We start from the raw sequence: 20,479 nt of genomic DNA, 5'->3' as shown, positions 1-20,479 counted from the left end.
GGTGAAGACACCCCCTGTCACCGAATTCACAGGGCGTGGTAGTGGGTTTCCCTGTACGATGAAGGCACACCAGATCGAACCAACTCTGCCTGACGCAGAGCTGGCGCGACCGCAAAGCGGCCGTGGCACCACCCACAGTGGGGCGCCCAGGTATCACTCGGTTCTGCGCAAGAGGACAGCTCTCGGGGCTCCCACATGTACGGGTGCGGCCGCTCACAAGGCGAAGCACCGTCCGCAGACGGGGAAGCTCTACCAGGCAGCGGAAAGGCAAGGCCGTGACATCCGCGGTCACGACCGACACGTCCGCCCGCCCCGGCTACGGGCAGCTCCTGCGCACTCCCGGCGCCCTCGGCTTCGTACTCCCCGGCTTCGCAGCGCGACTCCCCTTCGGAATGCTGACCATCAGCATCCTGCTGCTGGTCCAGCACACCACCGGTTCCTACGGCATCGCCGGCATCGTCGCCGCCGTCACCGGTATCTCCATGGCCCTGTCCGCCCCGCTGATGGGCATCTTCACCGACCGCTTCGGCCAGACCGCCGTCCTGCTGCCCGTGGTCCTCGCGCACTCCGCCGCCGTCACCGGCCTGGCCGCGCTCGCGCTGCTGGACGCACCGGTCTGGGCCCTGGCGCTGGCCGCCGTACCCACCGGTGCCTCGGTGCCGCAGGTCGGACCGATGGTCCGGGCGCGCTGGGCCGCCAAGCTGGAGGGCTCGCCCCTGCTGCCGACGGCCGCCGCCTTCGAGTCCGTCACCGACGAGTTCACCTTCGTCGTCGGCCCGGTCCTCGCGACCGCGCTGTGCACCGGCGTCCACCCGGCGGCCGGCCTGGTCACCGAGGCCACGCTGACCCTGCTCGGCGGCCTGCTCTTCGCGGCCCAGCGGGCCACCCAGCCCAAGACGCACGCCCCGCCCGTCACCGGTGAGAAGCGCGCCTTCGCGCTGTCCTTCCCCGGCCTGCGCGTCCTGATCTTCGCCTTCCTCGGGATCGGCGCCGTCTTCGGCGGCATGCAGGTCTCGCTCGCCGCCTTCTCCAACGAGATCGGCAACCCCGGCGCCAACGGCCTGCTCTACGGAGTCTTCGCCGCGGGCAACATGATCGCCGGCATCGCGATGGGCGCCATCGCCTGGAAGATCGGCCCGCGCCGCCGGCTGATCCTGGGCTACATCGGCCTCACCGCCGCCGCGTCCGTCCTGTGGGCGGCGAACTCGATGATCCTGCTGGGCGCGCTCGGCCTGGTCGTCGGCCTGTTCATCGCCCCGGCGCTGATCACCGGCTACACGATGGTCGAGCAGCTGGTCCCCGCGGGCGCCCGGACCGAGGCCTTCACCTGGCTGACCGGCTCGATCGCCTTCGGTCAGGCCGTCGCCGTCATCCTGGCCGGCCGCCTGACGGACGCGCACGGATCCTCGTACGGCTTCCTGGTGCCCATGGGTGCCACCGCGCTCGCGCTGGCCGCCCTGCTGGCGCTGCGGGCGAAGCTGGCCCCGACGGCCCCGAGCCGGATCGTGAACGCGTCCGCGCAGGAGGCCGCGCCCGCGGCCCGTACGGAGGCCCCGGCGAAGGGCCGGGCACATGCCCCGGCCACCGCCCCCGCCACCGGCCCGTCGGGCTCCCGTAACCGGGTGAACGAGCGTGGGATGGGTCACCGCGTGCCGGTGACGGTGGACTGATCCGCCGGAATACGTCACCATGGAGCGTCGTTAGCACTCATTGAGTCAGAGTGCCAGGAGGAAATTCGTGCCGACCTACCAGTACCAGTGCACCGAGTGCGGTGAGGGCCTTGAGGCCGTGCAGAAGTTCACCGATGACGCACTGACCGTGTGCCCGAGCTGCGACGGACGCCTGAAGAAGGTGTTCTCCGCGGTCGGCATCGTCTTCAAGGGCTCCGGTTTCTACCGGAACGACAGCCGTGGCGCGTCGTCGAGCAGCACCCCTGCCTCGAAGCCGTCGTCCGGCTCCTCGTCGTCCTCGACGTCGACCGCTGCCGCCGCTCCGGCCGCCTCGTCCGCCTCGACTTCGTCGAGCTCGTCGAGCAGCAGCTCCACGTCGGCCGCCTGATCGCTTCTCCCCGAGGCCCCGCCCGCCGTAGCGGCAGCGGGGCCTTCGGCATGCCCACGGCAGGGCCTTAGGGTGGACCGCATGGTGAACGCAGAGATCGGTGTCATCGGCGGTTCGGGCTTCTACTCCTTCCTGGAGGACGTCTCCGAAATCCAGGTGGAGACCCCGTACGGACCCCCGAGCGACTCCCTGTACATGGGTGAGCTGGGCGGGCGCCGGGTGGCCTTCCTCCCCCGGCACGGGCGCAGTCACACCGTCCCGCCGCACAAGATCAACTACCGGGCCAACCTGTGGGCCCTGCGCTCCGTCGGGGTGCGACAGGTGCTGGGCCCGTGCGCGGTCGGCGGCCTGCGAGCGGAGTACGGGCCGGGCACGCTGCTCGTTCCCGACCAGCTGGTCGACCGCACGAAGGCCCGCGCCCAGACCTTCTTCGACGGCGAGCCGCTGCCGGACGGCTCCGTTCCGAACGTCGTGCACACCACCTTCGCCGACCCTTACTGCCCGGTGGGCCGGTCCGTGGCACTGGCCGCGGCCCGGGGGCGCGGCTGGGAGCCGGTGGACGGCGGCACCATGGTCGTCATCGAGGGACCCCGGTTCTCGACGCGCGCCGAATCGCGCTGGCACGCGGCGGCGGGCTGGTCGGTGGTCGGCATGACCGGTCACCCGGAGGCGGTCCTCGCCCGTGAGCTGGGGCTCTGCTACACCTCGATGTCCCTGGTCACGGACCTGGACGCGGGCGCCGAAACCGGCGAGGGGGTGTCCCACACGGAGGTCCTGAAGGTGTTCGGCGAGAACGTCGGGCGGCTGCGCGAGGTCCTCTTCGACGCGGTGGCGGCCCTGCCGGCCACGGAGACCCGGGACTGCCTGTGCACGCACGCCCACGACGGCTGGGACCTGGGCATCGAGCTCCCGTAGGGACCGCTGTCAGTGGCGGCTTCTGCGGCGGTCTACTGCGCCGACCAGTTGGGCGGCCTCGCCCCGGCACCGGCGCGGCGCACCGGCGCACCGGTGTTCACGGTGGACCACCTCGACAGTGACGTCGGCTTCGTCGACGCCGCCACCTTCTCCGGGGGCCGCTGGAAGGCGCTGCTGAACCGGGACACCACGGAGGACTACGAGATATCCGTCGACCGGTTCCCGGTCGAGCCGGCCCTGGCGGGCGCGCTCGCCTGGGCGGCCGACGCCGGGCTGACCGCCGACCGCGAGGGGATCCGGGCTGCTCTCACCGGTTCCGAGGCTTTCGCGGAAGACCTCGCGGACCGGCTGCTCGGCGCGCTCGGGCTGGCGCCCGCCGCGGAGAGCGCGTAGCGGAGAGCGCGTAGCGGCCGGCTGTCACATCCGGACCGGCTGTCCGGTCCTCCCTGGTGAAGGCGGAAAAAGGCCGCCCCTGCCCGGGAGATGACTGTCATGCCGCGTATCTCGCTCACCCCGCCCCGCACCCTCCTCCTGCGCATCGGCTCCTGGTACTCGCGCCGTTCCTACGGCAAGGTGCTCGACCCGGGCCAGGCGTACGGGCACCACTCGCAGGTACTGCTGTCCTACGTCCGCCTGGAGCGGAGCGCGGCGAAGTGGAAGGCGCTCGACGCCGGGCTCAAGCACCTCGCGGTGATGGCGTCGGCGGCCCGCATCAACTGCTCGTGGTGCATGGACTTCGGCTACTGGGAGGGCCACGAGCTGGGCGTGCCGGTGGAGAAGATCGAACGGGTGCCGAGGTGGCGGGAGGCCCCGGAGGTGTTCACCGAGCTGGAACTGCTGGTCATGGAGTACGCCGAGGCCATGACGGAGACCGAGCCGACGGTCACGGACGAGCTCGCACGGGAGCTGATCGCGCGGCTCGGCGAGGAGGCGTTCGTCGAGCTGACCGCGACGGTCGCCCTGGAGAACTGGCGCTCGCGCGTCAACAGCGCCTTCGGCCTGACCAGTCAGGGCTTCTCGGAGGCCTGCCGGGTCCCGACCGGGCGATGACCTCGACAATGACGGCGTGAACACGGACCCCGCCCCGGCCATCGCCGTCACCCCCGCCGCCGCCCCCGCCGATCGCAGGGTCATCGTCGCCCTCGACTTCGCCGACCGCCGGGCCGCCGAGGCACTCGTCGATCGCCTCGGCGACGCCTGCGGCTCCTACAAGATCGGCCTGGAGCTGCTGACCTCCGCCGGTCCCGGACTCGCACGGGACCTCGTCGGGCGGGGGCACGAGGTCTTCCTCGACCTGAAGCTCTTCGAGATCCCGAACTCCGTGGCCGGCGCCGTCCGGGCCGCCGGCGCGCTGGGCGCGTCCATGGTGACCGTGCACGCCATGGGCGGTACGGGGATCATGTCCGCGGCGGTGGAGGCGGCACGGGAGTTCCCGCGGCTCCGGGTGCTCGCGCTGACGGTGGTCACGAGCATGACCGGGAGCGACCTGGCGGACATCGGCGTCGACGCGGGTACGGAGGAGCAGGTGCTGCGGCTGGCACGGCTGGCGGTGGGCGCCGGATGCGACGGGGTCATCGCATCACCCCGAGAGGCCGGAGTGCTGCGCGAGCTGCTGGGGCCCGACCGGCTGATCGTCACACCGGGGGTGACCCTGGAGCCGGAGGGCGCCGAGAGCACCGAGGGCGTCGAGGGCGGCCGGGGCGGCCGGGGCGCGGGAGGCTCCGGAGGGACGGCCGGCGGGCACGCCCGGCCGGGGACGCCTCGGGCGGCCTTCGCGGCCGGGGCCTCGCACGTGGTGGTGGGCCGGTCCGTCAGCCGGGCGGCGGATCCGGTGGCGGCGCTGCGACGGGTGGTACGGGCCGCTGGGTGACCCTTGCGGGTGACGGGGTTGTCCACAGGCCGGGGATCGTCCACAGGCTCCGGCGGGATTCCCCGGGAGGCCGGATCGTGGGACGTGTCCGGGCACCGGGTCCGGGCCCGGCTCCTCACTCCGTCTGGTGGTGTTCGTCATGTCTCTTTGTTCCACGGCCTCTTCGACTTCCTCCGTGTGTCCCCCCGCGCGCCCGGTCCCGCCGTTCCCGCCGCTTCGGGTGGGGCGGGGCGGGGACCGGTTGCGCCGTGCCGTGCGGCGCCGGCGGCGGGTCGTCTCGGCCGCGCTGGCCGTCGTGGCGGCGGCGCTGGCGGTGGGCGGGACGGAGGCGCAGGCCTCGCGGGGCGCCGCGCCGCCCGGGGCGCGGGTCGCCCGGGGCGCTCCACCCGCCGCGGTGCGGATGGTGTCGGCGCCGGTGCGCATCGCGGACGCCGCGACCGTGCGACTGCTGCGGCCCGGGGACCGGGTGGACGTGGTCGCGGCGGAGCGGACCGGGCCGCCCAGGGTGGTGGCCGCCGGGGCGCGGGTTGCCGAAGTTCCCGATCCCGACAAAGGTGTTGCGGACGGTGGGGCGCTGGTGGTGCTGTCCGTGCCGCGGGACACCGCGCGGGTTCTCGTGGGTGCGGGTGCCACGACGCGACTGGCGGTGACGCTGTGCTGATTCGTACACAGGGCCAGTCAAGTCACCTCGGGGCGGGGCCCGATTGGACACGACACACCCGGCCTGCCGTAGCTTTCGGAACCGTTGGCTCCGTGTTCGGCACATGTGAAGAAAGGCTCAGTGGTGAGCGAGAAGAAGAAGGAGAGCGTGCTGGCAGGCTTCAAGGCCTTCCTGATGCGCGGCAACGTGGTCGACCTGGCGGTGGCCGTGGTCATCGGCGCCGCGTTCACGAACATCGTGAACTCGGTGGTCAAGGGGATCATCAGCCCGGTGGTGGGCGCGGTCGGCACGCAGAGCCTGGACGGCTACAAGTCCTGCCTCAAGGCGCCCTGCGGTATCGGCGCGAACGGCCAGCCGACGGGTGTCGAGATCCTCTGGGGCTCGGTGCTGAACGCGACGCTGACCTTCGTGATCACCGCCGCGGTCGTGTACTTCCTGATGGTGCTGCCGATGGCGAAGTACCTCGCCAAGCAGGAGGCCCGTCGCAAGGCGCGCCAGGGTGTGCAGGAGACGATGGAGATCACCGAGCTGGAGGTCCTCAAGGAGATCCGCGACGCGCTGGTCACACAGCGAGTCAATGGCGCGGCCCCGACCGGTGCGCGCGACAGGTTCTGACCGCCCCGGCCGCCTCGGCCGGTCAGATGTGGTGCGGGGGCTTCTCGTCGAGGAAGCGGGCCAGGTCGGCCGCGCTTCCTCCGGCGGGCGGCCGCTCGCCCCAGCCCCGGTCGGTGTCGTCCGAGGACTGCTGGTCCAGCGGGTCGTCGAAGACCAGCCTCGGCTTCGGGCGGGGCCGGTCCGCCTCGGGGGCGGGGCGCGGGGACTGCGGCTCGGGGGCGGGGGTGCTGCTCATGCCTCCAGGGTACGGCCGGCCCGGCCCCCGGCCCGGCCCGGTCGGGCGCCTCGGCCCCGTGCGGGCGTGGAACCGGCGGCGCACGGCCGGGCCGGCGGCGTGGAAGCCGCAGGCGGCGACGGCCGCCGTCGTGCCGCACGGGGGTCCGGTTTCCGCACCGCGAAGCCCAGCCACGGCAGCGGCACGATCAGGCATCCGCCCGGGGCACACGGGGCATACGGGCCGCGCGTCCGCCCCGCCGGAGGTACCTCCCTCTGGTCTCCTGGCCGGTATGGCCTACACCCCCATGACCGCTCGCAGCCCCTACGAGCCGCACCGCGCCGCCACCCCGCTGGAGCTGTTCTTCGACCTCTGCTTCGTCGTCGCGATCGCGCAGGCCGGAGCCCGGCTGGTGCACTCGCTCGCGGAGGGCCATCCCGGCACCGGGGTCATCGGCTACTTCTTCGTCTTCTTCGGCGTGTGGTGGGCCTGGATGAACTTCACCTGGTTCGCCTCGGCCTACGACGTGGACGACGTCCCGTACCGGATCGCGACGCTCGTGCAGATCGCCGGGGTGCTCGTGTACGCGGCCGGGGTGAGCCGGGCCTTCGACGACAACGACTGGGCGGTCGCCGTCACCGGCTACATCATCATGCGCGTCGCCCTGACGTCGCAGTGGCTGCGGGCCGCCTCCTGCGAGCAGGGCCAGGCCCGGACGGCGGCGCTGAAGTACGCGGCCGGGCTGGTGGTCTGTCAGCTGGGCTGGATCGGCCTGCTGTTCGTCCCGGACGACATGAAGCGCTGGCTGTTCGTCGTCCTGCTCCTCGCCGAGCTGGCGGTTCCGGTGATCGCCGAGCGGGGGCACCGGACGCCCTGGCACGCGCACCACATCGTGGAGCGGTACGGCCTGTTCACCATCATCGTGCTCGGCGAGACGATCGCCGCGGCGACGGTGGCCGTCAAGTCCGCGATCGACGAGCACGAGGCGCTGGACCAGCTGCTGCCCATCGCGGCGGGCGGGCTGCTGATCGTCTTCGCCGCGTGGTGGATCTACTTCGCCGTGCCGATGCACGAGCACCTGACGTCCAACCGCGAGGCCATCCCGTGGGGGTACGGGCACCTGCTGATCTTCGCCTCGGGCGCGGCGATCGGCGCCGGCATCGAGGTCGCCGTCGAGCACGCGGTCGGCAAGGCGCACATCTCCCAGGTCGCCGCGAACGCCGCCGTCATGGTCCCGACCGCACTGTTCCTGCTGATGGTGTGGCTGCTGCACTCGCGCCACTTCAAGCGCGGCCTCGCCCAGCAGCTGGTCCTGCCGGTGTCCGCCCTGGTGACGCTCGCCTGCACCTGGACGGGGGTCTACGCCGTCCTGTGGGCGGGCCTCGTCGGGGTGCTGACGGTGGCGGTCGGCCTGACCCTGTCCACGCGTGCCGACGCCGGCGCCACCGCCGTCGTCTGACTCGCCCGCAGGCTCCCCGAGCCGTCACTCCCGCGCCCCCGACACCGTTCTCCAGCGCAGAACGACGCGCACCGACTGGAGGCCCTGCCTTGACACTCCCGGCACAACGCCACGGCACCGACCCCGGCAGGGAGCTGGCCGAGCCAGGCTTCTGGCAGCAGCCCCCCGCCCACCGCCTCGCCGCCTTCGCCCGGCTGCGCGCGGCCGAGGGCCCGGTCCACGTCCCGGAGGGGTCCGGCCCCGGCCACTGGGCCCTCGTACGCCACGCCCAGGTGCAGGAGGCGAGTCGGCTGCCGAAGGTCTTCGCCAGCGCCCCCGGCGTGACCACTCCCGAGCCGGCCCGCTGGGTGCGGGCCCTCTTCGGGGACTCGATGGTCAATCTGGACGGCCCCGACCACGCCCAGCTGCGCAAGATCGTGCAGCGCGCCTTCACACCCCGCCTGCTGGCCGCCGCCGAGGCCGACATCCACGCCGTGGCCGCCCGCATCGTGGACGACGTACTGGCCGGGCAGCCCGACGAGTTCGTCTCCGCCGTGGCCTCCCGCCTGCCCCTGGAGGTCATCTGCAACATGATGGGCATCCCGGAGCGCTACCGCGCCGAGATCGCCGACCGCGTCAACCACGCCTCCGAGAACATCGGGGTGGAGCGGGGCCTGGCCTCCCGGCTGCGGATGCCGGGGCGCGGTCTGCGCGCGCTCGCCCGGATGCAGCGGGTGGTGGCGGGGATCGGGCGGGAGCGCCGGAAGAACCCCACCGACGATCTGATCTCGGCGCTGGTGTGCGCGAACGTCGACGGCCAGGCCCTCGGGGCCCGCCAGCTCGGCGCCTTCTTCTCCCTGTTGATGGTCGCCGGGGTGGAGACCACCCGGAACGCGATCACTCACGGGCTGACCCTGCTGACCGATCACCCGGACCAGCGGGACCTGCTGCTCTCGGACTTCGAGGCGTACGCGGACGGCGCGGTGGACGAGATGATCCGTCACTCGACGCCGATCATCCAGTTCCGCCGGACCGTGGCCGCCGAGCACACCATGGACGGGCACCTGTTCCGGCCGGGCGACAAGGTGGTCCTCTACTACGCCTCCGCCAACCGCGACGAGGCGGTCTTCCCCGACCCCGACGCCTTCGTCATCACCCGCTCGCCCAATCCGCACCTGGGGTTCGGCGGCGGCGGCCCGCACTTCTGCCTGGGCGCGCACCTGGCCCGGGTGGAGATGAAGGCGCTGTTCCGCGAGCTGCTGACCCGGCCGGTCGGGCTGCGCGCGGTGGGGCTGCCGGACCTGGCGGGGTCGAACTTCGACAACCGGGTCCGCTCGCTGAGGTTCGCCTTCGAACGCCCCTGACCGCGGCCCGCGGCCCCCGTCCCTCCCACGGAAGGGCGGAACCGGCCACCGGGCAGGCTGGGAGCCCGGCGGCCGGAGCGGGTGGGGCCGGCGCCCGGATGATGGGGCCTGGGCCGTCTCTTTCGGATCTTGTCGGCCGAGCCCGCGGCGTCCGGTGCCATGGGGTCTCCCCAGGCCCGCAGGGGCCGAGGGGAAGCATCGCAAGGCGGAGGGTCGTCCTTGTACCGGACGTACCGGGGCGGGCCCGACAACGCAGCGAGGTGCGGTGCCGGACGTCGCGGGCCCGGCAAGATCCGAAAGAGACGGCCTAGCGCTGGACGCGCCGCACGGCGAGGACGCAGTGGGCGCTGCTGGTGAGCACCGACTCGTCGCCCGCGAACGCCTGCAGGGTCTCCGGCGCGACCGGCCGGCCCGGGACCGCCTCCGGCCAGGCACGGGTGGCGAAGAGGAAGTACGCCTGCCCGCTCTCGTCGGCCGCGGCGACCCACTCGTCGGGGGCGGTGCAGCGCGCGTTCATCCCGGGCAGGGTGAGCGCGATCTGGTTGCCCTCCAGCAGGATCTGCACGGGGAAGGTGGCCGCCTTGAGGGTGCCGTCCATGACCACGTCGCCGATCGGCAGGCCGATCTCCTCCAGCAGCCCGCGGGCGGCCGCTTCGCCCGCCTCCCGGCCCTGCGGGCCGTCACCGAGGGTGTAGGCGAGGAGGTACGGGATGTCGTGCGCCTCTTCGGGATCACCGATCCAGGCGAGCACCGAAAGGGTGCCGAGCTGGGACCGGTCGATTTCGGCTTGAGTAGAAGTCATGCGCGCACCCTAGTGGTCTATCCGCCGGGCCTTTCACGGCCCTTCACCCGGCCGGGCTAGACGGCCCAGAATCCCTCTCCGGAATTCGTCTGCATGTTCGCGTCCTGGTACTGGAGGCGCACAATGCGCGCGCTTTCCGGGATTTCGAACACGACCCACCCCTCGGCCCGCTCACCGACTTCCAGGGAATCGAAGACGATCGGTTTGCCGGTCGTCAGCTCGCCGGTCTTCACCACCGGGTGACGCTGCCCCGCGCTGTCGTGCGCCCACATGCGCCCGAGAGCCCCGTACGAGGCCCCGCCCACGTTGACGAAGGACATCGAGGCGGCCACCCAGCGCTTCCCGGCGGGCGGGACGAAGTTCTTCTCGACACTGATCGCCGGGTCCACGAACGCCCCGAGCTCGACCTGGAGGTGCCGGCCGACCTGCCGGGCGTGCACCCGAACGGGGTCACCCACATGGGCATCCTTCGCTCCGGGCCGTACAGGCTCCTCCGCCGCGCCCGGCACCCCGTCGTCCACCGGGACCGCGGGCGCGGCAGCAGGGGCGAGCGCCGCACCCTCGGGTGCGCTCCGGCAGCCCGTGGAGCCGAACAGGAGGAGCGGGAGGAGGGCGGTGGCGGCGAGGGCGGGGCGAAGAGCGAAGGCGGGGCCGGGGGAGGCGGGCTGGCGCATGCGGGATCCCTTCTGGGACGTATTTCGGTCAGTCTCACGCCCCCGACCTGCAAATCGCACTCAACGACACGAGCGCGCGGAGCAAGTGCGTACGCCCGGCTGCCAGCACAATGCGTTCCGGCGGAATCCCGCCGTCCGACACACCTGGAGGAATGAATGCGCAGCTCCGCCCGCAGAATGTCCCTCGCGGCCTTCTCCGCACTGGCCGCCACCACGCTTTTCACCGCTCCGGCCGGTGCCACCGTTTTCGAACAGGGGATTTCCGTACAGGACGCCTACGTCGCCCACGACGGCGCCGTCACCCTTTCCGGGAAGTACCACTGCGAGCAGGCGTCACCCATGGGGGCGATGCAGATCAAGGCGACCCTCGCCCAGGAGGGCAGTGGCCGGCTGAGCATCGGCGCGGAGCAGCTCGTCTGCGACGGCCAGGAGCGCCGCTGGGTGGCCAACGCCCCGGGCGCCTTCGTGAACGTGCACCGGGGGCACGCGGTGGTCACCGCGGAGCTCCAGGAGGTGCGGCTCTCGGGCCTGATGCCGCGGTCGGTGACCACCGTCGCGCAGGACACCAAGGACGTCGAGGTCCGCGAGCGCTGAGCGGTGCGGCGGGCCCGGGGCACGTGCCCGGGGCCGGTAGCCGCCGCTACCGGCAGTCGGGGGCGACGTCCGTCATCGACATGAAGGCCACCGACTGGCATTCGGGGTCCGCATGGGGTCGCCCCGTCGCCCGGTCCACGACGGCCGGCACCCCGGCCACGAGCAGCAGCGCGGCCAGGACGCCCGTCACGGCCGCCTTGGTCAGCCCGCGCACAACACGATCCGTTCCATGGCTCGCATCATCGCCCCGCCCCCGGCACCCCACAACCCGGGGTGATCGTCCGGTCACCCCGCGCTCCGGGGGGCGTCCCCGGCGTCGAACTCGCACCACACCGCCTTGCCGTCGCCCCGGGACTCCACGCCCCAGTGCGTGGCCAGCGCGTCCACCAGCAGAAGCCCGCGCCCGGTGGTGGCCGCCTCGCCCGGGCTGCGCCGGCGCGGCCACACGCTGGAGCGGTCCTTGACCCACAACCGGATCCTGCGGACCGGCTCCGGCAGCACCTCCATGGTCAGCACCGCCCCGCCGTCGGTGTGCAGCAGGGCGTTGACCAGCAGCTCCCCGGCCGCCAGCTCCACGTCGTCGGCGAGATCCGGCATGCCCCAGTCGCGCAGGGCCTGGCGCAGCGCGTAGCGCGCCTCCGAGAGGCCTTCCGGGTCGGCCTGGTGGACGTACTGGTGGATGCGCGGCGCGCGGTGGGTGCCCGGGTCGGGGGCCCGGCGCAGCACCAGCAGGGCCACGTCGTCCCCCGAGCCCCAGCGCTCCCAGAGCCGGTCCGAGAGGTGGTCGGCGAGCGGCCCGGCGCCCTGGGGGCCGCTGCGCACCGCCTGGGCGAGGGCGTCCATCCCGGCGGTGATGGTGGTGCCCGGCTCCTCCACGAGGCCGTCCGTGCACAGCACCAGCGTCTCCCCGGGAACCAGGTCGAGCCGGGTCTCGGGGAACTCCTCGTGCTCGAAGAACGTGGCCAGCCCGAGCGGCAGGCCACCGCGCACCTTGGGCCAGCCCGTACGCCCGTCCGTGTGACGGATCAGCGGGCCGAGGTGGCCCGCGCGGACCGCCCGGATGCCGCCCGTCTCCAGGTCCACCTGCGCGTACATGCAGGTGGCGAAGCGTTCGGTGTCGAGCTCGGCAAGGAAGCGCGAGGCCCGCGCCAGCACGGTGGAGGGGGGATGGCCCTCCCCCGCGTACGCCCGCAGCGCGATCCGCAGCTGGCCCATGATGGCTGCCGCATGCGTGTCGTGGCCCTGGACGTCGCCCACGACGACGCCGACGCGGTCGCGGGGCAGTGCGATCACGTCGTACCAGTCCCCGCCGACCTCCCGCCCGCTCCAGGCGGCGTGGTAGCGGACCGCGATCTCGCCGCCGGTGATCTCCGGGATCCGGCGCGGCAGCATGGCGGCCTGCAGGCCGGTCGCGAACTCCCGCTCCTGGTCGAAGAGGAGCGCCCGCTGGAGGGACTGGGCCACAATGCCCGCCAGGCCCAGGCAGAGATTGCGCTCCTCCGGGCTGAACTCACTGCGGCGCCGGTAGAACAGGACCAGCCCGCCGATGGCCTTGGCCTGCGCGATCAGCGGCAGGTAGGCGGCCGCGTCGTACTGGATCCGGTCCAGGTACTCCGACAGCAGCGGGAACTCGCCGTCGAGCTCGCTGAGCGAGGTGACGAAACGTGCCTGCCGGGTGACCACCGCCTGCGACAGCGGCAGGGACCCGTCCAGCCGGGTGAACCGGCGCTCGCTGAGGATGTCCAGCGACTCCCCGCTCAGCGCGATGATCTTGATGGTGCCGCCCTCGACCAGTCCCAGGGCCAGCCCGTCCGCACCGAGCCGCTCCAGCGCGCCCGCCCCGGTCAGCGCGGCCGTGACGTCGTCCACCGTCACCGCCCGCGACAGGGCCTCCGTGGTCCGCTGCACGATCGTGGTCTGCTGGGCGCGGGCCGCCTCCAGCTTGCGCAGCAGCGTCGCCTGGGCCAGCTCCGCCGTGGCGTCCCGGACGATCCCCACGATCCGCTCCGGCTGCCCCGCGGCGTCCCGGAGCAGCCGGCCCGCGGTGTGCGTCCACTGGTCGCGGCCGTCGCGCCGCTGCACCATGAAGTACGCGCCGTACGTGTCCCCGCCGCCGGCCAGGACCCCTTCGATGATCTCGGTCAGCCGGACCCCGTCCGCGGGCGGGACGCGCAGTCCGACCCCGGGCACGGTGCCGTCGAACTCCTCCGGGCCGAGGTCGAAGACCTCCAGCGCGGCCTCGTCCAGCACCACCGTCCCGGCACCCAGGTCCCATTCGAGACTGCCCATCCCGTTGAGCGCGAACCGCTCCCCGGGGAGGGTCGCGCGGGACCGCCGGACGGGCTCGGGTCCGTCGCGTTCCGCCGCTGCCACGTCCACACCCCCTAACGGCCGGGCCAGCACGGCTGGGAGATCAGCCTCTCCCATTCCTCGTCAGGATGCCCCGGAAGGGTGCGCCCGGCCTCCCGCCAGCGCTTGACCATGGAGAGGTAGATCGTGGGCTGGTCGGCGTGCGAGGCCGTCGCGTACGGACCCGCGTACGGGGCCCGGTCGTACCCGCCGGCCCTGGCCCTGGCGGGCTGTTCCCCACGGCTGGCTGGAATGCGTACCCAGCCGCGGCCCTGCCCTCGCTCCGAGCTCATCACGGACCCCTCTCTCCGCGGATCTCACCGCAGATACGTCTTCGGATGCCCTGGGGGTACCCCCGGAAGGTGCCCGGGGGACGCAGCCCGGTCCGGCCGGGCGACGCCGGGGGAACCCGGCCGCGGACCCCGGGCGCCGAGGCGCTTGCGGACTCCTCTCACCAGTCTCCCCGCCGTGAAGCCCGCGCCGTGCACGAATCGCATGGAAGGGCCGAATGAGGGAGCCGACAGCAGCCCCGCGAAGAACAGCCCGGGCCACGAGGACTCGAACCCGGGGCTCAGCTCCGGCGCCCCGCTCCGCCCCACCGTCTCCAGGGCGGCCCGCAGCCCCGCGTCGAGGAGCTCCAGCCGGGCCAGTTCCGGGACGAACCCGGTGGCCGCGATGACGTGCGCGGTGTCCAGCACCACGGACTCCCCCGCCCGCGTGGTCAGGCCGAGCCGGGTCCGCCCGTCCGCCGCCACCGCCCGGTGCAGCCGGTGCCCGAGCAGGACGGGGACGCGCCGCTCGAACCGGTCCCGCAGCCACCAGGCGCCGGCCGGCCCCAGCGCGGTCGCCGCGATCCGCTCCCGGGTGGGCGCGGGCAGCCGGCGCACCGCCCAGGGCAGCTCCGACCAGACCCAGCTGCGCCAGCCGGTGCCGAGCCCGCTGTGGGGATCGCGCAGGGCCCGCAGCGGGGGCCGGTCCAGGGGCTGCGGGACGGTGTTCCAGTTCAGCCGGGTGCGCCGGGCGACCAGGCAGGGCCGGGCGCCCTGCTCGGCCAGCAGGGCGGCGGTCTCCAGGGCCGCCTGCCCGGCTCCGAGCACGGCCACCTCGCTGCCCTCGAACCGGCTCAGGTCCCGGTGGCCGCTGCTGTGCGAGTAGTGGCCGGGCGGGAGGTCCCGCAGCACCTCGGGGTGGTTGACGAAGGGCATCACCCCGACCGCGAGGGCCACCGTACGGGCGAGCAGGGGCGGGCCCTCGGCGGTGCGGACGCGGAAGCCGTCACCCTGCGGGGTCACCTCCAGCACGGTCACCTCCTCCACCTCGGGCGCGGCCTGCCGGGCGAACCACATCCCGTAAGCGCTGAACGTCCCGATCGGCAGCGGAGTGCCGTGTTCCGAGGCCGTTCCGCGGGTGGCGCAGTAATCGGCCAGCGTGTGCCGCCCGTCGGGCGCGGACAGATTGGACGACCAGGGCTCCGACTTCAGGAACATGCCGTCGGGCATGTGGTCGCGCCAGGACGCCATCGGCCGCCCCAGCACCCGTACGCCGAGCCCCGCGGCAGCCGCGTGGGCGGCGATCGACAGCCCGTACGGGCCCGCGCCGATCACCACGAGATCGTCGATCCGCGTCACGGCCGTTCCTCCCACTCGATGGTCAGGGGCCCGGCCCGGTCCGCGGCGACAGGCACGTTCAACGGGTCACCAGCTCGTCCGGCTCGGCCGGGGCCTCCGGCGGAACGGGCCGGGAGGCCGGTCCGGCGGAGCCCGGGGAGCCCTTGGAGCCGGTGGAGCCTGTGGAGCCCGAGGAGGGCTGGCTCCGACCGCGCTGACGGGGCGTGCGGACGACCGCGAGCGCCGTACGGCGGCCCTGCTCCGGAACCCCGCGCAGCGCCCGTACGCCCTTCCCCGCGCCGCGCCCCAGCAGGGCCCCGAGCATCGCCAGGAAGGGCATCGGGTCGTCGCCCGCGAACCAGGCCGTCTCGACCCGCCCGCGCTCGGCGGCCCGCTTCGGGGCAGCCTGCCGGTCCGCGCCCGGCAGCACGGACGCCGAAGCCCCCGACTTCCCCGCCGACCCGGCCGACCCGGCCGACCCCGCCGGTTCCGCGGGGCCCGCCGCGCGGCGGCGCGGCAGCGACCCGCCCCGGACCGCCGCCAGCAGCGCGTAGTTCTCGGCGACGAACACCCGGCCCGGGCCGCCCGAGGGCGTCGGGACCTGCTGGCCCGTCAGGTCCAGGTACATCGCCTGGACGACGTCGAGCCCGGCCGCGTCCGCGAACAGCCGGAACTGCGCGCCCGGCCGCGGGTTGAAGTCCACCAGCCGGAAGCAGCCCCGCTCGTCGCGGCGGAAGTCCAGGTCCAGGATCCCCTGGTAGCCGAGCCGTTCGGCGAGCCGCAGCCCGGCCTCCTCCACCGCCGGATCCGGCAGCCAGCGCCCCACGGCCGTCAGCCCCGTCCGTACCGGCCAGGACATCTCCTTGCGGCCCGAGCCCGCGAGCAGCGGCCGCCCGCCCCGCGCGAAGGCGCCGTGGAAGAACCAGTCGGTGTCCGGCCCGGCCGGCAGGAACCGCTGGAGCAGCAGCCTGCTCCCGGCCTCGGTGGAACGCTCGTAGAGTCGGCGCGCCTCGGCGGTGGTGTGCAGGAGCATGGTGCTGCGCAGCCCGTCCGCCCCGGCGGGCAGCAGCCAGGGCCGGCTCCACTTGGCGACCACCGGCAGGCCGAGCCGCCAGGCCGCCTCGGCCGCCTCGGCCCCGCTCGCCGGGATCACGGTCTCCGGGTGCGGGACGTCCCACCGCGCGCAGAGCCGCGAGAGCTCGGCCTTGTCGGCCACCCGGGCGGGCAGGTTGTCGGGCTGATGGGGAATCCGGAAACGCTCGCGGAGCATCGGCGCGACCCGGGACACGGCGATCGCACTCAGGTCGTCCATGGCGATGAGCACGGCCGGGCGGCCGATCCGCTCCGACACCCCGGTCAGGCACTCCAGCAGCGTCCCCGGCGCCTCGGGGTCGAGCCCGCCCGCCGGCCCGGAATGCACGGCACGCAGATACCGCGAACGCCCCACGGGACCTCCCCCGGCCTCGACGACGGCATGGACCTCCACGCCCTTGCGGCCAAGGGATCTGACGGCGCCGAGGGTTCCGTGGTGGAACGGATTGCGATCGAGTCTGAGCACAACGGCGGGCACATGGTTGAGATACGCGTGCATGGCAACGGCGTCTTTCACCTAGTCGGACCAAGCGGGGGTGGTGCGCACCTGCGAATGGCCTACGCGGCAGTCACCGGACAGGCCATTCGTCAGATCTGATGCCTAACGTCTTTGGTAAGCACACCGATTCAGGAAAGCTCGGGAGACGCCATGCCCAGACCACGCCGCCGACTGGCGAGCACCTGCATCGGTACGGTCACGGCCGGACTGCTGGCCACCGGCGCCGCGCTCGCGGCTCCGGAGGAGGACCGGCCGGAGGGCTCCGACATCGCCATGGGTGCCTATCTCGACTACGGGCCGACCGGGGTGGCCCGGATCCCGCACCTGTCGAGCTGGCTGGGCGGCAAGGAGATCCGGGTCGGCCACACCTATCTGCCCGGCGACTCGTGGGCGGGCATCGAGGGCCGGGTGTCGTTCCTGGACGACTGGGCCGAGTGGCGCCAGGAGGAGGACGACCGGCTGTTCGTCCTCAACGTGCCCATGCAGGAGCGCAACGAGGGCCGGGTGCCCGACTACCGGGTGGCCCAGCTGATCAGGGCGGGCGCGCAGGGACAGTACGACCGGCACTTCCGGGAGCTCGCCGAGCGACTGGTCGAGCTGGGCGTCCCGGACACGGTGATCGTGCTCGGCTGGGAGATGAACGGCATCACCTACACCCACCGCTGCGCACCGGACCCGGAGAACTGGAAGGCGTACTGGAGGCGCATCGTCAGCACGATGCGCGCCGTCCCCGGGCAGGAGTTCAAGTTCGACTTCGCGCCGAACAGGGGTACGGACGCGATCGGCTGGACGAAGTGCTACCCCGGCGACGACGTGGTCGACGTCATCGGAATGGATTCGTACGACCAGGCTCCCGGCCAGACCTTCGACGACCAGATCACCCAGCCGTACGGACTGCGGCATCACGTGGACTTCGCGAAGGCACACGGCAAGCCGGTCTCCTACCCGGAGTGGGGGCTGTTCCGGCGCGGGGACAATCCGGAGTACGTACGGCGCATGCTGAAGTGGATCCAGCAGCACAAGCCGCTCTACCACACCATCACCGACTACTGCCCGCACGGCGTGTGGCAGTGCAAGGACAACCCGCAGTCCGCGAAGGTCTTCCGCGACGCGCTGACGCCCGAGCGGCCCGGCCCGGTGGTCCCGACCCCGGTGGTGCCCACGCCGGTGGTCCCGACCCCGGTGGTCCCGACCCCCGTGGTGCCCACGCCGGTCGTGCCGACCCCGCAGGTGCCGACGCCCCAGGTCCCGACCCCGCAGGTCCCGACGCCGGAAGTCCCCGAGCCCACGCCCACACCGTCGCCCGTGGCTCCGAGCCCGCTCGTCCCGACGCCGGTCACCCCGACGCCGGTCCCGAGCCCGGTCGCCCCCAGCCCGGAAGTCCCGCTTCCGGTCACGCCCAGCCCGCTCGTCCCGACACCCGAGGTCCCCGAGCCCGAGCCCGCCCCCGAGCCCACGCCGGCGGTCCCCACGCCCCAGGTACCGGCGCCCTCGCCGGTCACCCCGAGCCCGGTCCGGCCGAGCCCGGCCCGGCCGAGCCCCGTCACCCCGAGCCCCGTCACCCCGAGCACGGTCCGGCCGAGCCCGGCCGTGCCGAAGCCCGAGTCCACCCCGCCGAAGCCCCTGCCGGAGCCGACCCCTCCGGCGCCGGTCAACAGCAAGCAGTGGTGCGTGCCGCTCAACTTCGGCGAGTGGCTCTCCCAGCTGGTCGGCAAGCAGGCGGTCTGCATCAAGCTGGACTTCGGTAAGGACTCCGGCCTCTGGCCCTTCTAGACGGGTCATCGCACCCGCAGTTCGTTGAGCCGCGCCCGCCAGTCCCTGGCGGCCGGCAGCGCCTCCCGCAGCACGTCCACCGCCCGCTCGCGCCCCGTCACCTGCGACTCGTGCACACGCAGCAGGGGCGCGAGCGCCGCCGTGGCCAGCAGGAAGCGCTGGTTGACGACCGTCGCGGGCCGCCAGTGGTTCTTGTACGGCTCGTTGCCGCGCAGGAAGCTCACCACCGGCCGGCCCTCGGCGAGCGCCCGCCCGGCCTCGTAGCGCAGCAGCAGCGTCGCCACGTCCACCTTCCGGGAGCGCAGGTCCGGGTCGGCCCCGTACAGGTATCCGCCGCTGAGCCCGGACGACAGCAGCGTGACGTTGGCCGCCACCACCTTCCCGTCCAGCCGGAACTCCGTCAGCCGGCTCTCTCCCGCGCGGACCATCCGCCGGGTGGCCCGGGTGAGGTGCTCGGCGAAGCGGGGCCGCAGGTGCTCGGGGGTCACCCCGCGGCCGCGCCACTGCTTCTCGTGCAGCCGCAGCAGGTTCCGTACGGCGCGCGGCACCTCCTGCTCGGTGACCTCGTGCTCCTTGATGCCGGCCGCGTCCGTCTTGCGCAGTTTGGCCCGCACCCGCTGGGCGCCGGAGGCCGGCATCCGCTTGACCAGCTCGTCGAACGGCAGCGTGGGCAGTTCCATGCAGGTGGAGTCGGCGAGCCGGCGGGAGACCCCGGGCCACTGCCGGTACAGCTCCTCCACCGCGGCCCCGGGCCGTACCTCCCGCAGGTCCACCACGGCGCCGCGGGCGGCCCGGTGCAGCCCGCGGGCCAGCGCCGGGACGACCTGACCGGCGTGCTCCGCGGCCACGAGCACGTCGAAGTAGTCGGTGATGGGGCCGCCGAGCGGCACCAGCAGCGGCATCGGCCGGTGCACGAGCATCAGCGGGGCCGCGCCGACCAGCTCCTCGCCGCGCCGGACGAGGACGATCCGGAGCCGGCCCTCCTTGCCGTACGACAGCCACCAGGAATGCAGCCAGGCGTGGCTCTGAAAGGGGGTGGCGGTGGGGCAGCCGCGGAAGAGCCTGTTCCACGACTCCTCCAGCGCGGCGAACTGCCGGGGGTCGCGGCACAGCGTCACCGACAGGGCCCCGGCGGAGCCCGAGGTCATCGAACGGACTCCTTCTCCTTGGCCGAGGCCGGCTCACCCTGGGCGGGCAGCGAGGCGTACTCCTCGACCGGGGAGTCGACGGCGGGCCGCACCGAGGATTCGACCGGGGAGGCGGCGGCAGCACGGGCCGCGCTCTCCTCGCCGCGCCGGGCACGGCCCGGCCGGGCGAGCAGCCACAGTCCGCCGAGCAGTCCACCGGCGCACAGGCCGACCGCGCCGCTGATGGCCGCGGACGGGGAGGCGGGCTCGGAGGGGGCGACGGCCTGGTTGAAGAGGAGCAGCTGGACGCCGGTGTTCTTGGCGGCCTGATTGCTGCTCAGGGACAGTGCGTCGGCGACCGCGTTCGCGATGTCGGCGGCCTCGGCAGGGCTCTTCGAGGTGCCCGTGATGGCGATCATCGGGGACTCGGGGGAGGTCTCCGCGCGTACCTGGGTACGCAGCTTCACGGCGCTGATGCCCGCGCGCGGCTGGGCGTAGGCGAGGGTGGAGCTACTGGTCGCGATGCGGGCGTAGGCCTGCGCGAAGCCGAGGGCGGTGGCCGGCTCGGTGGTGTCGTCGGGGACGGCGACGACATAGCTGGTGGCGGCGTACTCGGGGGCCTTGAGCACCCCGTACGCCCCGCCCGCGGCCAGCCCCAGCAGGGCGCAGGCGGGCAGCGGCCACCGCAGGGGCGCCGAGAGCCTGCGGCGGTGCGGCCTCCGCTCGGAGCGGTGGTCCGCCTTCCGCTCCGACCTGCTCTCGGACCGGCTCTCGGCCCTCTTCTCGGACTGCTTCTGGTCGGCGGTATCGGCCATGAACGTGCTCGC

At 73.4% G+C, this 20,479-nt stretch carries 22 protein-coding genes; 12 read left to right on the top strand and 10 right to left on the bottom strand.

The window, feature by feature from the left end; translation table 11 throughout:
• Positions 1-275 precede the first annotated feature (275 nt).
• The 8 genes from OG373_RS23355 (at position 276) to mscL (ending at position 6,119) form a co-directional block, all read left to right on the top strand.
• Positions 276-1,670 carry an MFS transporter gene (locus tag OG373_RS23355; RefSeq protein ID WP_405440097.1) on the top strand — a complete coding sequence of 465 codons (1,395 nt, stop codon included), beginning with the start codon at positions 276-278 and terminating at the stop codon, positions 1,668-1,670.
• 67 nt (positions 1,671-1,737) lie between these two features.
• Positions 1,738-2,058 carry an FmdB family zinc ribbon protein gene (locus OG373_RS23350; protein ID WP_405440096.1) on the top strand — a complete coding sequence of 107 codons (321 nt, stop codon included), beginning with the start codon at positions 1,738-1,740 and terminating at the stop codon, positions 2,056-2,058.
• Between the two features lie 81 nt (positions 2,059-2,139).
• Positions 2,140-2,973: an S-methyl-5'-thioadenosine phosphorylase gene (locus OG373_RS23345; RefSeq protein WP_405440095.1), complete on the top strand. Its 834-nt coding sequence runs from the start codon at positions 2,140-2,142 to the stop codon at positions 2,971-2,973.
• Between the two features lie 12 nt (positions 2,974-2,985).
• The gene (locus OG373_RS23340) at positions 2,986-3,366 is read left to right on the top strand and encodes a hypothetical protein (RefSeq protein ID WP_405440094.1); all 381 of its coding nucleotides are present in this window, start codon (positions 2,986-2,988) and stop codon (positions 3,364-3,366) included.
• A 99-nt stretch (positions 3,367-3,465) separates the two neighbouring features.
• A complete protein-coding gene (locus OG373_RS23335) occupies positions 3,466-4,023 on the top strand; it encodes a carboxymuconolactone decarboxylase family protein (RefSeq protein WP_405440093.1) in 558 nt (185 codons plus the stop codon).
• 16 nt (positions 4,024-4,039) lie between these two features.
• Positions 4,040-4,843: an orotidine-5'-phosphate decarboxylase gene (gene pyrF / locus OG373_RS23330; protein ID WP_405440092.1), complete on the top strand. Its 804-nt coding sequence runs from the start codon at positions 4,040-4,042 to the stop codon at positions 4,841-4,843.
• 241 nt (positions 4,844-5,084) lie between these two features.
• The gene (locus OG373_RS23325) at positions 5,085-5,504 is read left to right on the top strand and encodes a hypothetical protein (protein WP_405440091.1); all 420 of its coding nucleotides are present in this window, start codon (positions 5,085-5,087) and stop codon (positions 5,502-5,504) included.
• Between the two features lie 123 nt (positions 5,505-5,627).
• Positions 5,628-6,119 carry a large conductance mechanosensitive channel protein MscL gene (mscL, locus tag OG373_RS23320; protein ID WP_405440090.1) on the top strand — a complete coding sequence of 164 codons (492 nt, stop codon included), beginning with the start codon at positions 5,628-5,630 and terminating at the stop codon, positions 6,117-6,119.
• Between the two features lie 22 nt (positions 6,120-6,141).
• On the opposite strand, the gene OG373_RS23315 is transcribed toward mscL, so the two are convergent.
• A complete protein-coding gene (locus OG373_RS23315; RefSeq protein WP_398669095.1) occupies positions 6,142-6,354 on the bottom strand; it encodes a hypothetical protein in 213 nt (70 codons plus the stop codon).
• 271 nt (positions 6,355-6,625) lie between these two features.
• Here OG373_RS23315 and OG373_RS23310 point away from each other — a divergent pair, with 271 nt between their 5' ends.
• Both OG373_RS23310 and OG373_RS23305 read left to right on the top strand, forming a co-directional pair.
• Complete coding sequence (locus OG373_RS23310; protein WP_405440089.1) at positions 6,626-7,792, top strand: low temperature requirement protein A; 1,167 nt, start codon at positions 6,626-6,628, stop codon at positions 7,790-7,792.
• A gap of 89 nt (positions 7,793-7,881) precedes the next feature.
• Positions 7,882-9,135 (top strand): cytochrome P450, encoded by a 1,254-nt coding sequence (locus OG373_RS23305; protein ID WP_405440088.1) that lies wholly within the window; start codon positions 7,882-7,884, stop codon positions 9,133-9,135.
• Positions 9,136-9,442: 307 nt separating this feature from the next.
• On the opposite strand, the gene OG373_RS23300 is transcribed toward OG373_RS23305, so the two are convergent.
• Together OG373_RS23300 and OG373_RS23295 are read right to left on the bottom strand one after the other, a co-directional pair.
• A complete protein-coding gene (locus OG373_RS23300; protein WP_052872786.1) occupies positions 9,443-9,937 on the bottom strand; it encodes a DUF5949 family protein in 495 nt (164 codons plus the stop codon).
• Positions 9,938-9,993: 56 nt separating this feature from the next.
• Positions 9,994-10,611 (bottom strand): hypothetical protein, encoded by a 618-nt coding sequence (locus OG373_RS23295; protein WP_405440087.1) that lies wholly within the window; start codon positions 10,609-10,611, stop codon positions 9,994-9,996.
• A gap of 156 nt (positions 10,612-10,767) precedes the next feature.
• On the opposite strand from OG373_RS23295, the gene OG373_RS23290 reads away from it, so the two are divergent.
• A complete protein-coding gene (locus OG373_RS23290; RefSeq protein ID WP_405440086.1) occupies positions 10,768-11,205 on the top strand; it encodes a DUF6299 family protein in 438 nt (145 codons plus the stop codon).
• Between the two features lie 46 nt (positions 11,206-11,251).
• On the opposite strand, the gene OG373_RS23285 is transcribed toward OG373_RS23290, so the two are convergent.
• From OG373_RS23285 to OG373_RS23265, 5 genes are all read right to left on the bottom strand, one after another.
• Positions 11,252-11,419, bottom strand: coding sequence for a hypothetical protein (locus OG373_RS23285; RefSeq protein WP_405440085.1), 168 nt, complete (start codon positions 11,417-11,419; stop codon positions 11,252-11,254).
• Positions 11,420-11,490: 71 nt separating this feature from the next.
• Positions 11,491-13,632 (bottom strand): SpoIIE family protein phosphatase, encoded by a 2,142-nt coding sequence (locus tag OG373_RS23280; RefSeq protein WP_405440083.1) that lies wholly within the window; start codon positions 13,630-13,632, stop codon positions 11,491-11,493.
• Complete coding sequence (locus OG373_RS23275; protein WP_397730678.1) at positions 13,590-13,847, bottom strand: hypothetical protein; 258 nt, start codon at positions 13,845-13,847, stop codon at positions 13,590-13,592. The genes OG373_RS23280 and OG373_RS23275 overlap by 43 nt, the downstream gene beginning before the upstream one ends.
• A 24-nt stretch (positions 13,848-13,871) precedes the next feature.
• Positions 13,872-15,173, bottom strand: a complete 1,302-nt coding sequence (locus OG373_RS23270) for an NAD(P)-binding domain-containing protein (protein WP_405444168.1) — start codon at positions 15,171-15,173, stop codon at positions 13,872-13,874.
• Positions 15,174-15,240: 67 nt separating this feature from the next.
• Positions 15,241-16,608 carry an ATP-grasp domain-containing protein gene (locus OG373_RS23265; protein ID WP_405440081.1) on the bottom strand — a complete coding sequence of 456 codons (1,368 nt, stop codon included), beginning with the start codon at positions 16,606-16,608 and terminating at the stop codon, positions 15,241-15,243.
• A gap of 294 nt (positions 16,609-16,902) precedes the next feature.
• Between OG373_RS23265 and OG373_RS23260 the strand changes: the two genes are divergently transcribed.
• Complete coding sequence (locus tag OG373_RS23260) at positions 16,903-18,525, top strand: glycosyl hydrolase (protein ID WP_405440080.1); 1,623 nt, start codon at positions 16,903-16,905, stop codon at positions 18,523-18,525.
• Positions 18,526-18,530: 5 nt separating this feature from the next.
• Here OG373_RS23260 and OG373_RS23255 read toward each other — a convergent pair whose 3' ends face one another.
• Both OG373_RS23255 and OG373_RS23250 read right to left on the bottom strand, forming a co-directional pair.
• Positions 18,531-19,673 carry a GNAT family N-acetyltransferase gene (locus OG373_RS23255; RefSeq protein ID WP_405440079.1) on the bottom strand — a complete coding sequence of 381 codons (1,143 nt, stop codon included), beginning with the start codon at positions 19,671-19,673 and terminating at the stop codon, positions 18,531-18,533.
• Positions 19,670-20,467 (bottom strand): lipopolysaccharide biosynthesis protein, encoded by a 798-nt coding sequence (locus OG373_RS23250; protein WP_405440078.1) that lies wholly within the window; start codon positions 20,465-20,467, stop codon positions 19,670-19,672. The genes OG373_RS23255 and OG373_RS23250 overlap by 4 nt, the downstream gene beginning before the upstream one ends.
• Positions 20,468-20,479 lie beyond the last annotated feature (12 nt).

The organism is Streptomyces avidinii, from assembly GCF_045161815.1.
Taxonomy (GTDB): Bacteria; Actinomycetota; Actinomycetes; order Streptomycetales; family Streptomycetaceae; genus Streptomyces; species Streptomyces avidinii.
The sequence above is the reverse complement of the archived record's forward strand: the minus strand, read 5'-3'. Positions and strand labels throughout refer to the sequence as shown.